General features: G+C 70.4%; 11 protein-coding genes. 9 read left to right on the forward strand and 2 right to left on the reverse strand.

The window, feature by feature from the left end; all coding sequences use genetic code 11:
- Positions 1–71: 71 nt before the first annotated feature.
- The 5 genes from FHS23_RS13210 to FHS23_RS13230 all read left to right on the forward strand — a co-directional run bounded on the left by FHS23_RS13210 (position 72) and on the right by FHS23_RS13230 (position 4,618).
- Complete coding sequence (locus tag FHS23_RS13210; protein ID WP_183654224.1) at positions 72–950, forward strand: slipin family protein; 879 nt, start codon at positions 72–74, stop codon at positions 948–950.
- Between the two features lie 88 nt (positions 951–1,038).
- Positions 1,039–1,998 carry an ABC transporter ATP-binding protein gene (locus FHS23_RS13215; protein WP_183654226.1) on the forward strand — a complete coding sequence of 320 codons (960 nt, stop codon included), beginning with the start codon at positions 1,039–1,041 and terminating at the stop codon, positions 1,996–1,998.
- Positions 1,995–2,798: a hypothetical protein gene (locus tag FHS23_RS13220; protein WP_221219524.1), complete on the forward strand. Its 804-nt coding sequence runs from the start codon at positions 1,995–1,997 to the stop codon at positions 2,796–2,798. The genes FHS23_RS13215 and FHS23_RS13220 overlap by 4 nt, the downstream gene beginning before the upstream one ends.
- 147 nt (positions 2,799–2,945) lie before the next feature.
- Entirely contained in the window at positions 2,946–4,016 is a 1,071-nt protein-coding gene (locus FHS23_RS23255) for a histidine kinase (protein ID WP_183654228.1), read from the forward strand.
- The gene (locus FHS23_RS13230; protein ID WP_183654230.1) at positions 4,013–4,618 is read left to right on the forward strand and encodes a response regulator; all 606 of its coding nucleotides are present in this window, start codon (positions 4,013–4,015) and stop codon (positions 4,616–4,618) included. The genes FHS23_RS23255 and FHS23_RS13230 overlap by 4 nt, the downstream gene beginning before the upstream one ends.
- A gap of 44 nt (positions 4,619–4,662) precedes the next feature.
- Here the strand turns inward: FHS23_RS13230 and FHS23_RS13235 are convergent, their stop codons facing one another.
- Entirely contained in the window at positions 4,663–5,262 is a 600-nt protein-coding gene (locus FHS23_RS13235) for a TrmH family RNA methyltransferase (protein WP_343053895.1), read from the reverse strand.
- A gap of 149 nt (positions 5,263–5,411) precedes the next feature.
- Between FHS23_RS13235 and FHS23_RS13240 the strand changes: the two genes are divergently transcribed.
- The 4 genes from FHS23_RS13240 (at position 5,412) to FHS23_RS13255 (ending at position 9,487) form a co-directional block, all read left to right on the forward strand.
- Positions 5,412–6,101, forward strand: a complete 690-nt coding sequence (locus tag FHS23_RS13240; protein ID WP_183654232.1) for a FadR/GntR family transcriptional regulator — start codon at positions 5,412–5,414, stop codon at positions 6,099–6,101.
- Entirely contained in the window at positions 6,098–6,859 is a 762-nt protein-coding gene (locus tag FHS23_RS13245) for a creatininase family protein (protein ID WP_183654234.1), read from the forward strand. The genes FHS23_RS13240 and FHS23_RS13245 overlap by 4 nt, the downstream gene beginning before the upstream one ends.
- 116 nt (positions 6,860–6,975) lie before the next feature.
- A complete protein-coding gene (locus tag FHS23_RS13250) occupies positions 6,976–7,929 on the forward strand; it encodes a CE1 family esterase (RefSeq protein WP_183654236.1) in 954 nt (317 codons plus the stop codon).
- Positions 7,930–7,939: 10 nt separating this feature from the next.
- On the forward strand, positions 7,940–9,487 hold the full coding sequence (locus FHS23_RS13255; RefSeq protein WP_183654239.1) for an AbgT family transporter: 1,548 nt from the start codon (positions 7,940–7,942) through the stop codon (positions 9,485–9,487).
- A 110-nt stretch (positions 9,488–9,597) separates the two neighbouring features.
- On the opposite strand, the gene hrpA is transcribed toward FHS23_RS13255, so the two are convergent.
- Positions 9,598–13,509 (reverse strand): ATP-dependent RNA helicase HrpA, encoded by a 3,912-nt coding sequence (gene hrpA / locus FHS23_RS13260; RefSeq protein ID WP_183654242.1) that lies wholly within the window; start codon positions 13,507–13,509, stop codon positions 9,598–9,600.
- Between the last annotated feature and the right edge of the window lie 152 nt (positions 13,510–13,661).

Raw genomic sequence — 13,661 nt, forward strand, 5'->3', positions numbered from 1 at the left:
CTCGCACGGGCTCGACCCTTGTGCCGCGGGCGTATCATCGACCGACAGGGGTTCACCACCAGGGAGCCGCCATGTTGGTCGAGATCCTGATCGCGGTAGGAATCGTCGGCGCCGCCGGAATCGCGGCGAGCGTGCGGATCGTGCGGCAGTACGAACGCGGTCTCGTGTTCCGGTTCGGCCGAGTGCGCCGCGCACCCAGCGAGCCCGGCCTCAGACTGCTCGTACCCGGCATCGATCGCATGACCAAGGTCAACATGCAGATCGTGACGCTGCCCGTACCCGGCCAGGACGGCATCACCCGCGACAACGTGACCGTGCGCGTCGACGCCGTCGTCTACTTCAAGGTCGTCGATCCGGTGCAGGCGATCGTCGGCGTGGAGAACTACCGCTTCGCGATGCTGCAGGTCGCGCAGGCGAGTCTGCGCAGGATCATCGGTGAGAGCAGCCTCGATGACCTGTTGTCCAACCGGCAACGGCTCAACGAGGGCCTCGAGCTGATGATCGACAGCCCGGCTCTGGGCTGGGGCATCCACATCGATCGTGTGGAGATCAAGGATGTCGCCCTGCCCGAGACGATGAAACGGGCGATGTCCCGGCAGGCCGAGGCCGAACGCGAACGCCGCGGCCGGGTCATCGCCGCCGAGGGCGAACTGCAGGCGTCGGAGAAACTGTCCCAGGCAGCCGAGCGCATGGCCGACACGCCCACGGCCCTGCAGCTGCGCCTGCTGGAGACCGTGGTGGAGGTCGCCGCGGAGAAGAACTCCACGCTCGTGCTGCCGTTCCCGGTCGAGCTGCTGCAGTTCCTGGACCGCACATCGGCCGGCGACGGGCGGCGCAGCGCAGACGTCCCGGAGCAGGCCCGCACCGAACGTGACGTGAGCACCCGGGCCGAGGCAGGCGGGGAGCGTCGCGACGCGCCCGTCGACCGGCCGTCCGAACGCGCGACGTAGTCCTGCGACCGGCCCCTGACATCTGTCACGGGGTATCGATGACGCCGGCCCTAGGAGCGGCGCCTCGCGGCGGAGAAGACTGCGGGGCATGGTTTCCGAATCCGTCATCTCCGCCCGCGACGTGCGGATGTCGTTCCCCGACGGTGCGGGCGGGCACGTCCACGCCGTCGACGGGGTCGACCTCGAGGTCGCCCGCGGCGAGGTCCTCGCCCTGCTGGGTCCCAACGGGGCAGGCAAGACCACCCTGCTTGACGTCCTGCTGGGGTTGACCACGCCGCACTCCGGCGACGTGAGTGTCGGCGGGCTGAACCCGCGGGCCGCGGTGCAGTCGGGCATGCTCTCGGCGTTGCTCCAGACGGGAGGGCTGCTTCCCGATCTGACGGCCGGCGAGACGGTGCGGATGATCGCCGCGCTGCACGCTGACCCGGCCGGTGTCGACGAGGTCATCGACACCGCGGGGGTGCGGCCGTTCGCGTCTCGCCCGGTGGGCAAGTGCTCGGGCGGCCAGCAGCAACGGCTGCGCTTCGCACTGGCGCTGCTGCCACGTCCGGAGATCATCGTCCTCGACGAACCCACGGCCGGCATGGACGTCTCCGCCCGGCACGAGTTCTGGGACCGCATGCGCGCCCAGGCGGACGAGGGCGTCACCGTCGTGTTCGCCACCCACTACCTGGAGGAGGCGGAGCAGTTCGCACGCCGGACCGTCCTGATGGACCGCGGCCGCGTACTCGCCGACGGTCCCACCGACGAGGTGCGCGCCCGCGCCGGGGCCGCGTACGTGACGGTCAGCTGGGACCCGACGGCCGCCGAGCTGGCGCGGGTACCGCACGTCGTCCGGGCGGATCGGGAGGGCGCCCGGACCACGTTCCGCACGGAGGACTCCGACGGGCTCGCGCGGTATCTGCTCACGGCCACGGACGCACGGGGCCTCACCGTGCGTCCCGCAAGCCTCGAGGAGGCGTTCCGCCTTCTGACGGAAGACTCACCCGCCACGGGCGAGACCGAACATCCGGTGCTCGTCGCCGACTCCGAGGAGGTCTCGGCATGACCGTCGCGACGAACCCGCGCGCCCACGTCCGGGGAGGCTACGACCTCGGCCGGTACATCGCCATGGACTTCCGGCGGAACCTGCGCAACGTCGGCAACAGCTTCTTCGTGATCGTGCTGCCCACCGCCCTGTTCCTGTTCTTCGGCGCCTCGATGGATTGGTCGGGCGAGCCGGTCGGTGTGGGCAACGTCAGCGCCTGGACCATGATCGCCATCGCCTCGTACGGCGCGGCCATGGCCACGACGTCGATGGCGGGTTCCGCCGCACTGGAGATTCAGCAGGGTTGGGGCAGGCAGCTGGCGCTGACGGCCATGCCGCACGGGGCGTTCATCGTCGCCAAGGCGGCGATCGCCGTCGCGATGGCGGCGCTGCCGGTGCTGGTGCTCAACCTCGCCGGCGTGTTCACGGTCGCCGACATGCCGCCGGGCGTCTGGCTGGCGACCGTGGCATTGACGATCGCCGGATCGCTGCCGTTCGCCTTCTACGGGCTCGCGATCGGGTTGAGCTTCCGGTCCGACGCCGCGGTGGGAGCGGCGACCGGGCTGCTGGTGATCCTGAGTTTCCTCGGCAACGCGTTCATGCCGCTGGACGGGGTGCTGCTCGACATCGGCCGGTTCACCCCGATGTACGGCATCGTGGCGCTGGCCCGGTATCCGCTCACCGACGGCGACCTCGTCTCCATGGGAGGGGCAGCCGGCAGCGATCCACTGTGGATGGTGCTGACGAACGTCGCCGCGTGGACGGTCGTGTTCGCCGTCGCCTGCCTGCTGCTGCAGCGCAGGCGAACCACCCGGCGCTGACCGGGAACCGCGGGCGCCGGGCCGGCGGTACTCGAGCCGGCGGTACTCGAGCCGGTGGTACTCGAGCCGGTGGTACTCGGGCGCAGCCACGCGCGGCCATCGGGGACAGTGGTTATCGGCACGGCGGGCATCGGGCAGGATCAGGTCATGGGGATACGCATCTATCGGCTGCTGTACGCCGGGGTATGGCTGGTGTTCCTCGCCGTCCCCGTGACGTCCGCCGTCACCGCGGACGTCCCAGGCGGCCTGCAGGTGCTCGCCGTCGCCGCCACGGCGTGCTTCGCGGTGCTCTACCTGGAGCTGTTCTGGCAGGACGTCGAGGGCGACGAGGCTCCGCACGGGGGGCACCGGTTCGCGGGCCGCATGGCCGTCCTCGTGGTGCTGGCCGGCCTGGCCGTGCCCGCCGCCGGCTACACGGCCGTCACGTACGCCTGTTTCCTCACCGCGGCGTTGGTGTTCACCCTGCCGCTGCGCTCGGGACTGGTCGGCGGTGTCGCGGTGTGGGTGGCGGCCTGCTTGCTCGCGCTGCCGTTCGCGGAGACGCCCTGGCCACTGTTCGGCACGGGTCTCGGCGTGCTGTTCATCGTGGTGATCCGGCTTGCGGATCACTTCGAACACCGGCAGCTCGACGCTCGGGAGGAACTGCGCCATGCCGCCCAGCGCGACGCCATCGCCCGCGACGTGCACGACGTGCTGGGACATTCGTTGACGGTGCTGTCCATCCGGGCGCAGCTGGCGCGGAAGATGATCGACCTGGATCCGGAGCGGGCGCGGGAGGAGATCGATCGCATCGACTCGCTGGCACGCGAATCACTCGGCCAGGTGCGCTCCACGGTGGCGAGGTTGCGCACGCCGCTGCTCGCCTCGGAGCTGGAGACGGCGCGGGAGGCGCTGGCGGCCGCCGGGATCACCGCCGACGTGGACGTGCACACCGTCGAGGACGGCGAGGCGGAACTGTTCGCCTGGGCGCTGCGGGAGGCGGTGACGAACGTGGTGCGTCATTCCGGGGCGTCGACCTGCCGGGTCAGTGTCCGGCCGGGCATGCTCCGGGTCGAGGACGACGGCGTGGGCACGTGCGACGGGACCGCGTTCGCCGCCGGGTCGGGGCTGCGCGGCCTGCGCGAACGGGCGGCCACGGCCGGCGCGCGATTGACCGTGTCGGCTCGCAGCGACGACCACGAGCGTCCCGGAACGGTACTGGAGGTGGGGCGCGCGTGATTCGACTACTTCTCGCCGATGATCAGGATCTGGTCCGTGGAGGGCTGGCCGCGCTGCTGTCGCTGGAGCGGGACCTCGAGGTGGTCGCGGAGATCGGGCGCGGCGACGAGGTGCTGCCCGCGGTCACCGAGCACCGGCCCGACGTCGCGCTGATCGACATCGAGATGGCGGGTGGTGACGGCATCGAGGCGACGGCGGCGGTGACCGCGTCCGGAGCGCAGTGCCGGTGCCTGATCGTGACCACCTTCGGCAGGCCGGGATACCTGCGGCGGGCCATGGAGGCCGGCGCGGCCGGGTTCGTCGTCAAGGACACGCCCGCGGACCGGCTCGCCGAGGTGGTGCGCCGGGTGGCGGGCGGGGAACGGGTCGTCGATCCGACCCTGGCCGCGGATTCGCTGGCCGGTGGCATCGATCCGCTGACCGACCGGGAACGGGAGGTGCTGCGCGCCGCCGCCGACGGAGCGTCGGTGCGCACCGTCGCCACGCAGCTGCACCTCTCCCCCGGCACCGTGCGCAATCACCTGTCGTCGGCCATCGGGAAGACCGAGGCGGAGAACCGTTACGCCGCGGCGCGGCTGGCCCGCGACCGGGGGTGGATCTGAGGTGACCGTGCGAGCGGCGAGCAAGGGGGCGGCCGCTCGCACGGTCACGTCGCGCGGAGTGCGTACAGCGCGATCCCGGCCGCGACGCTCACGTTGAGCGAGGTCTTCTGCCCGTGCATGGGGATTTCCAGCAACAGGTCGCAACGGGAACGGAGTTCCGGATCGATGCCGCGGACCTCGTCGCCCAGCACCAGCGCGACCTTCGAGGAGGGCTCGTAATCGCCGAGCGACACCGCTGCCGGGTCGATCTCCAGGCCGACGACCGTGTATCCCTCGTCGCGCAGCGAGTCGAGCAGGGCGTGGACGTCGTCGTGCCGCCGCAGCGGCATGGTGTGTTCGGCGCCCGCGGCGGCTTTGGCCAGTCTGCGGGTCTGCCTGGCCGCCACGATCGGGTCCCGCTCGTCGTCCGGGTGCTGCGGATACGGAGTGAACCCGGTGACGTGGACCGTGCCCACGGCGAAGACGTCCCCGGTGCGCAGCAGCGAACCCACGTTGTGGGCCGAACGCAGGTTGTGTGCGACGACCACGATGCTGCGGCGGCCGACCGAGCTGTGCTGCCCGGTGTCGCCGGCGTGTGTGACCAGGGCGTGGTCGCCGACCGTGTCGGCCTGCTCGGGGGTGCTGGGGTGTCCGGGAGTGCTCACGGCGCAGAAACACTAGCAGGCGGCGTTCCCAGCCCTGCCGCTCCGCGTCGTCGAGAGGGGCCGAGCAGGGCGTGGTGACCCTGCGCCAGTTGCGGCCGGGGTCGACCGCGACCCTTGCCCTCAAGCCGAGTAAGTGATTTAGTCACTTAATGCCTCAACGTGAACCGACGCTGTCCGAGCGCCTCGCCGACGACATCGTCGACATCATCCGCACCGACCGGCTGGTTCCGGGCGACGCGCTGGCGTCGTCGCGCGAGCTGGCGCGCCGCTTCGCCGTCACCACGCCGACGGTGCGGGAGGCGTTGCGCCGCCTCGAAGCCACGGGCGCCGTCGAGTTTCGGCACGGTTCGGGCACGTACGTCGGCTCGGGCATCGACCGCAGGTTGCTGGCCAACCCGCACCGCCCGGGAATCGATCGGGACGCCGTGCTGGAACTCGTTGAGGCACGCCTCGTCGTGGAACCCTCGATCGCCGCCGCGGCCGCCGACGCCCGCGAGTCCGACGGCCTCGCCCAGCTCGACCGCGCCGTGACCAACGCGCTCGAACCACAGCAGGGCAGCGAGCGGCCGGCCGTGCACTTCCACGTGGCACTCGCGGCGACGGCGGGCAACACACTCCTGCGGGAGACCGTCGAAGCCCTGCTGCACGTCCGGGTACGGGAGCAGATCGAGATCCGTCACAGCTACGACGACCGCGGGCGCGACCATGCCGAGCACCAGCAGATCCTCGCCGCCGTTCGCGCGGGCGACGCCGAGCAGGCACGGGCATTGACCCACGAGCACCTGGTGTCCATTCGCGACGTCGTCCGGTCCGCCGATCTGCCGGAGCGTGACCGATGAACACCCTACGACTCGCGGAGTTGACGACCGAGGACGCCGAGCGTGCCGTCACCGCGAGCCCACTCGTGCTCCTGCCCGCGGGTGCCTTCGAACAGCACGGCCCCGGCCTGCCGCTGTCCACCGACCTGGTCCGCGCGGACCGGATCGCCGAGCTCGTCGCCGCGGAACTCGACGGCCGCGCGCTGCTCGGGCCGTCGCTTCCGGTCGGTGTGTCGCCGCACCACCTCGCGTTCGCGGGCACCGTCTCGCTCACCACCACGACCTTCGCCGCCGTCGTGCGGGAGTACGTGGAAAGCCTGCACCGGCACGGCTGGCGCAAGATCCTCGTCGTCAACGGCCACGGCGGCAACAACGCGTCGCTGAGCACGGTCGCCCAGGACCTGCTGGTCACCCATCCCGACCTCGGGTTCGCCTGGACGCCGCTGACCCCGCTCGCCTCGGACGTCGTCGCGGATATGGACGTCAGCGAGGTGCACGGGCACAGCGGCGAAGCCGAAACCGCCCAGCTGCGCAGACTGGCACCCGAGCTCGTACACGAGAAGCGACTGGTGCCGGGGACCACCCGGCGCGCCGAGCTGGACTCGCTCGGCACCTTGTCGCGGCAGGCCGCGATCACGTTCCCCGTGACCTACGACCGGCTCAGCCGCAACGGCGTCCTGGGAGATCCCCGTCGCGCCGCGGCCGGGCACGGAAAGTCCCTTGTGGACGCGATCGTCGCCCGCATCGCCGGCTTCGCCGAGGAGTGGCTGGCGAGCTGATCCGCATCACCCTCCGACGACGGCACGCGAGGAGTGTCGCCGCTACCCCCGCATGTCCTGGCACGGGCACGCACATCGGCCGTCGACGACGCCGACCGACCGAAAGGGAACCCGCCATGAGAGTCCGGCTCTCCGGTCTCGCGACGGCACTCGCCGCCGCCTGCACCGTTACCGTCCTCGTCACGCCTGCCGCCGGGGCGGGCGAACCCGACCGCAGGCAGGCATCGGCGGGTTGCGGGAACGCCGCGCCGCAACGCCCCGGCACGAGTCGGGACCACACCATCGGCAGCGGCGGCCTCGACCGCACGTACCGACTGCACCTTCCGGACGGGTACGACGCCGCCCGCCCCTGGCCGGTCGTCCTCGCCTTCCACGGCAGAGGCAACGATGCCGTGCGCACCGAGGCGTTCTCCAAGCTGTCCGCGCTGCCGGCCGTGGTCGTCTACCCCAACGGTGCCGTGGGACTCGGCGACGGTGAGCGACAGGCTTGGCAGGGTGCACCCTACTCGGCGCCCGGCGTGGACGACGTCGCCTTCACCGCAGACCTGCTGGATCGCCTGGAGCGGGACCTGTGCGTCGACACGGGCCGCGTGTACGCGACCGGCAAGTCCAACGGGGGTGGCTTCACCGGCCTGCTCGCCTGCCGGATGTCCGACCGCATCGCTGCAGTCGCGCCCGTCGCCGGCGCGTTCTATCCGGGCACCCGCGAAGCCTGTGCCCCGGACAGGGCCGTGCCCGTGATCGAGTTCCACGGCACCGGCGACTCGACGATCCCGTACGCCGGTGACTCCGACCGCGAACTGCCGCCGGTCCCCGACTGGGTCGCGGGCTGGGCCGCACGGGACGACTGTCGTGCGAGGCCCGCCACCCGGCGGATCGAGCCCGACATCACGATCACCCGCCACGCCGGGTGCGACGAGGGTGCGCAGGTGCATCACGTCGCCGTGACCGGCGGCGGGCACACCTGGCCCGGCGCCGACTCCTACAGCGGCGGGGGACGCACGACCCAGACCATCGAGGCGCACGAGGTGCTGTGGCGCTTCGTGAGCCGACACCGGCTCGCCCCGTGAGGAGCACGTGATGACAGCGAAGGACACCGACACCATCGACGCCGGGCAACGACTTCCCCGCATCGTGCGTGCGATGGGGGTCATCGAGCGCGCGGGCAACGCGCTACCCCACCCGTTCTGGCTGTTCTGGGTACTGGCGGCGATTCTCGCTGTCGCCAGTGCCGTGCTCGCCGGTCTCGACGTATCCGTGGTCTCCCCGGACAACGGCAGGACCGTGGCCGTACAGAACCTGCTCTCGGGCGACGGGCTCGCCATGGCCACGTCGACGATGATCGACAACTTCGCCGCGTTCCCTCCCATGGCCACGATCGTCGTCGTGATCATGGGTGTGGCCGTGGCCGAACGCAGCGGCTTCCTCGCCGCCCTGATGCGGGTCAGCGTTTCGCGGGTGCCCGCATCGTGGGTGGTGTTCGCCGTCGCATTCGCGGGAACCGCGTCGCACGTCGCCTCCGCAGCGGCCTACATCATCCTCGTGCCGCTCGGCGGACTCGCCTTCCGCGCAGTCGGGCGGTCACCGATCCTCGGCGTCGTCGTCGCCTACACCTCCATCGCCTCCGGTTACGACGCCAGCCCGATCCCCACGCCCAACGACGCGATCTTCGCCGGCATCACCACCGCCGCTGCACGTATCGTCAGCCCGGATGCCTACGTGTCTCCCGTGAGCAACTGGTTCTTCAACATCGCCTCGTCGCTCGTGCTGGCGATCGTCATCACGCTCGTCACGCGATTCCTGCTGAGCAAGCGCCCCGATCTCGATCCGGACCCGGACGCAGAACTCGAGGACATCGCCACGCTCCAGCTGTCGGCCAGGGAGCGATCGGCCATGCGGCTCGCCGGTGCCGCGCTGCTGGTCGCCGTCATCGCGCTCACCGCACTCGTGCTTCCCGAGTCATCGCCACTGCGGGGCGAGGGCGGCAGCATCGTGGAGTCACCGTTGCTCGACGGTATCGCCGCCGTCGTCGCGTTCCTGTTCGGCATCGTCGGCATCGTCTACGGCACGCGCACGGGCACCATCACCAAACCCGCCGACGTCCCCGCACTGATGGTCGAGGGCCTGAAACAGATGGCGCCCGTGCTCGTACTGTTCTTCGCCATCGCCCAGTTCCTCGCCTACTTCGACTGGACACACGTCGGAGACGTGCTGTCGGTGAAGGCCGCCGAACTGCTCGAGACGTCGGGCCTGCCGATCGTCGTCGTGTTCCTACTGGTGCTCGCGCTGTTGACGGTCGTCAACATCCTCGTCACCAGCGGGTCGGCGATGTGGTCGATCGCGGCACCGGTGCTCGTACCGATGCTGCTGCTCGTGGACGTACCCGCCGAGACCACGCAGGCCCTGTTCCGCATCGCTGACTCGGGGTCCACAGCGATCACGCCGATGAGCCCGTATTTCGTCATGGCGCTCGGTTTCCTCCAGCGCTACCGCAAGAACGCGGGCATCGGCACTCTGGCGTCGTACACATTGCCGCTCGCCGTGACGATGACGTGCGCGTGGACGCTGCTGTTCCTCCTGTGGTGGGCGTTGGGGATCCCGCTCGGGCCCGGAGCGCCCGTGCGGTGACGGTGCCCCCTCCGCGCCGGTGCGAGGACCCGCGGCCGGGCGCGGCCACAACACCGCGGCGGCCATAACACCGCGACGGCCACAGGGGAGCGGCCACAGCGGAGCGGCCGCTACAGCGGAGCCTTGTCGAGAGCCTTGACGATGCGCTTGACCGACACCGGATACGCGGTCTTGAGCGTCTGGGCGAAGAAGCTGATCCGCAGCTCCTCGATCATCCAGCGGATCTCGGCGAGTTCCGGGCTCGGCTCGGTACGCGGCGGCACCTCGTCGAGCACGGCCCGGTACTCGTCGTGCAGCCAGGCGATCTCGCGCAGCCGTTCCATGTCCCGCGCCGGGTCGCCGGGCAGCTTCTCCAGCCTGCGTCCGATGCCCCGCACGTACCGCACCAGGTCAGGCAGCCGGTCGTAGCCGGTCGCGGTCACGAAACCGTCGTACACCAGCGAGTCCAGATGTGCGCGGGCGTCGGCCAGGGACTCCGCGATCGCCGGTCCGGCCATGTCGGAGAGGGTGGCTTCGACCTCGTGCACTTCGGCGAGGATCTTCTCCACCTCTCCCAGCACGGTGAGCACGGTCGGGTTGAGTCGCTGCCCCACCGCCTTCACCAGTGTCGGGAACTCCGCCTCGTCCCGTACGGGACCGCCCGCCTCGGCGATCAGCTTGTCCACCGCACAGTCGACGCAGTCCTCGAGCAGTCCCTGCACCCCGCCGTGAGGGTTGCGGGCAAGCACGAGCTTGGCCCGGTTTCCGAGGTTACGGTTGATGTACTTCATCGGCGACGGCAGATTGAGCCGCACGAGCTTGCGCGTTCCGGTCCGCATCGCCGAGACCTGCTGGCCAGGGGTGTCGAGCATCCGCACCGCGACCGTGTCGCCCTCGTCCACCAAGGCGGGGTAGGCCTTGACCGCGTGCCCGCGGCGTTCCGCCTCGAACACCTCCGGCAGCGTGCCGAACGCCGCCGTGGTCAGGCCACCCTGTTCGACGTCGTCGGCCGCCGCGGAGATCGTCTCCCGGACCCGGTCGCCCAGCCGGTCGCGCAGCGCCTCGAGGTCCTTGCCCTCGGCCACCGTCGCACGTTTCTCGTCGACGATGCGAAACGTCATCCGCAGGTGTTCCGGCACCGCGTCCGGCGCCCACTCCCCGGTCGGCACCGGGACGCCGCGCAGTCGTTCCAACTCGGAACTCAGCACCTCGAGCAGCGGCCCCTGAGACGGGTCCACATGCGACAGCACGTCCCGCGCGGTGTCGGGAGCTGGAACGAAATTACGCCGGGTCGCCTTCGGCAGCGATTTGATCAGTGCCGTCACGAGCCCCTCCCGAAGTCCGGGGACCTGCCAGTCGAATCCCTCGGCGGTCACCTGGTTCAGCACCGGGAGTGGAATGTGGACGGTGACGCCGTCGGCGTCGGCTCCCGGTTCGAACTGGTACGTCAACGGAAGCCGCAGCTCGCCCTGCTGCCAAGTGTCCGGATAGTCGGTGGCGCGCACCTCGTCGGAGGTGGCGTTGATGAGCATCGCCTTCTCGAAGTTCAGCAGATCCGGATCGCTGCGCGAGGCCTTCTTCCACCACGCGTCGAAGTGCCGGCCCGACACCACGTCGGCGGGGATCCGCTCGTCGTAGAACGCGAACAGCGTCTCGTCGTCGACGAGGATGTCCCGCCGGCGCGCACGATTCTCCAGCTCCTCGACCTCGTCGAGAAGTGCTCGGTTCTGGTGGAAGAACCGGTGCCGCGTGTCCCAGTCACCGTCGACGAGCGCGCGGCGGATGAACAGCTCCCGCGAGACCTCCGGGTCGATCCGGCCGTAGTTCACCTTGCGGCCCGCGACGAGCGGAACGCCGTACAGCGTCACGCGCTCGGAGGCCATCACCGCCGCCTGTTTGCGCTCCCAGTGCGGTTCCGAATACGTGCGTTTGACCAGATGCTGCGCCAGCGGCTCGATCCACTCGGGCTCCACCCTCGCATTGACCCGTGCCCACAACCGGGACGTCTCGACCAGCTCGGCCGAGGCGATCCAGCGCGGCTGCTTCTTGAACAGCGCAGACCCGGGGAACACCGAGAACCGCGTACCCCGCGCGCCCAGGTAGTCGCCCTTCTCGGGGTCCTTCAGCCCGATGTGCGACAGCAGCCCCGCGAGCAGCGAGGTGTGGATGCGCTGGGGGTCGCCGGGGACGCTGTTGAGCGTGATGTCGAGCGGCTTGAGCAACTGCCGCAGCTGGCTGTAGACGTCCTGCCACTCGCGCACGCGCAGGTGGTTCAGATACTCCGCGCGGCACAGTTTGCGGAACTGGTTGCCCGACAGTTCCTTCTGCTTCTCGCGCAGGTAGTTCCATAGGTTCAGGTACGCCAGGAAGTCCGAGTCCTTGTCGCGGAAGCGCGCGTGCTGCTGCCCGGCGGCCTCCTTGTGCTCCGCGGGCCGCTCTCGCGGATCCTGAATGGACAGACCGGCCGCGATGATCATCACCTCGCGCACGCAGCCGTTCTGGGCGCCTTCGAGGATCATCCGGCCGAGCCGGGGGTCGACGGGCAACTGCGCCAGCCGTGTACCGACCGGCGTCAGTCTCCCCTTCTGCGTGTCGAGCGCGCCGAGCTCCTGCAACAGCTGCACGCCCGCGGTGACCTGCCTGCGGTCCGGCGGTTCCACGAACGGGAACGCCGCCACGTCACCCAGGCCCAGCGAGGTCATCTGCAGAATCACCGACGCCAGGTTGGTGCGCAGGATCTCCGGGTCGGTGAATTCCGGCCGGGCATCGAAGTCGTCCTCGGAGTACAGCCGGATGCAGATACCGTCCGAGGTGCGGCCGCATCGGCCCTTGCGCTGGTTCGCCGACGCCTGTGACACCGGTTCGATCGGCAGCCGCTGCACCTTCGTGCGGTGGCTGTAGCGGGAGATGCGTGCCGTTCCGGGGTCGACGACGTACTTGATGCCGGGCACGGTCAGCGACGTCTCCGCGACGTTGGTGGCGACGACGATGCGCCTGCCCGTGTGCCGCTGGAACACCCGGTGCTGGTCCGCAGCCGACAGTCGGGCGTACAGCGGCACCACCTCGGTGTTCGGCAGCTCCATCGCCTCCAGCGCGTCGCCGGCGTCGCGGATCTCGCGCTCCCCCGAGGCGAACACCAGGATGTCCCCCGGACCCTCGGCGACCAGCTCCCGCACGGCGTCGGTGATCGCCTGCGTCTGGTCGCGCTCCGAATCGGCGTCGGGGTCGTCCGGGTCGACCACCGGTCGGTACCGCACCTCGACCGGGTACGTCCGCCCCGAGACCTCCAGCACCGGCGCGGGCTCACCGTCCGCGCCCGCGAAGTGCCGGGCGAACCGGTCCGGGTCGATCGTGGCCGAGGTGATGATCACCTTGAGGTCCGGCCGCTTCGGCAGCAGCTGCTTGAGGTAGCCGAGCAGGAAGTCGATGTTGAGGCTGCGTTCGTGCGCCTCGTCGATGATCAGGACCTCGTACTGCCGCAGCATCCGGTCGCGTGCGATCTCCGCCAGCAGGATGCCGTCGGTCATCACCTTGAGGAGCGTCTCGTCGCTCGAGCTGTCGGTGAACCGCACCTTGTACCCGACGGCCGCGCCGAGCTCGGTCTTCACCTCACTCGCCACCCGCTCCGCAACGGTGCGCGCCGCGAGCCGCCGCGGCTGGGTGTGCCCGATCTGCCCACGTACGCCCAGCCCGAGGTCGAGACAGATCTTCGGCAGCTGCGTCGTCTTCCCCGAACCGGTCTCGCCCGCCACGATCACGACCTGGTTGTCGCGGATCGCCTCGGCGATGTCCTCCGCTCGCCCGCTGACCGGCAGCTGCTCGGGGTAGGCGATGTGCGGCACCGCCGCACGGCGCCTGCGCACCCGCTCCTCTCCCCTGTCGATGTCGGCGGAGATCTCCGCGGCGACCGAGGCGAGCTTGTCCGGCGTCGCCTTTCGGGACTTGCGGGCGCCGTCGATCCGGCGCCGCACCCGGTGGGCGTCGCCGATGGTCAGACCGGACAGCCGCGGGCGCAGCTCTTCGAGGGGGGAACGTGCACACATACCGTCGGCCAGCTTACCGGGCGCGCTCACACCGATCCTCCCGATTATCCGGACTCCGGCGGCGGGCCCCCACGACGAGTCCGCACGGCCCCTCTAGGCTGCGCGTATCCCCACACACGCACACTCGGCGCGTGTCCGAGGCCCGTGCCGGG

It is taken from the genome of Prauserella isguenensis, assembly GCF_014191605.1.
GTDB classification, from domain to species: domain Bacteria; phylum Actinomycetota; class Actinomycetes; order Mycobacteriales; family Pseudonocardiaceae; genus Prauserella; species Prauserella isguenensis.

Bases quoted from the DNA above. Each gene is read 5' to 3' on its own strand.
- FHS23_RS13220 (WP_221219524.1), top strand. From the start codon at position 1,995: ATGACCGTCGCGACGAACCCGCGCGCCCACGTCCGGGGAGGCTACGAC.
- FHS23_RS23255 (WP_183654228.1), top strand. From the start codon at position 2,946: ATGGGGATACGCATCTATCGGCTGCTGTACGCCGGGGTATGGCTGGTG.
- FHS23_RS13250 (WP_183654236.1), top strand. From the start codon at position 6,976: ATGAGAGTCCGGCTCTCCGGTCTCGCGACGGCACTCGCCGCCGCCTGC.
- hrpA (WP_183654242.1), bottom strand. From the start codon at position 13,509: ATGTGTGCACGTTCCCCCCTCGAAGAGCTGCGCCCGCGGCTGTCCGGT.
- FHS23_RS13215 (WP_183654226.1), top strand. From the start codon at position 1,039: ATGGTTTCCGAATCCGTCATCTCCGCCCGCGACGTGCGGATGTCGTTC.
- FHS23_RS13255 (WP_183654239.1), top strand. From the start codon at position 7,940: ATGACAGCGAAGGACACCGACACCATCGACGCCGGGCAACGACTTCCC.
- FHS23_RS13210 (WP_183654224.1), top strand. From the start codon at position 72: ATGTTGGTCGAGATCCTGATCGCGGTAGGAATCGTCGGCGCCGCCGGA.
- FHS23_RS13245 (WP_183654234.1), top strand. From the start codon at position 6,098: ATGAACACCCTACGACTCGCGGAGTTGACGACCGAGGACGCCGAGCGT.
- FHS23_RS13240 (WP_183654232.1), top strand. From the start codon at position 5,412: ATGCCTCAACGTGAACCGACGCTGTCCGAGCGCCTCGCCGACGACATC.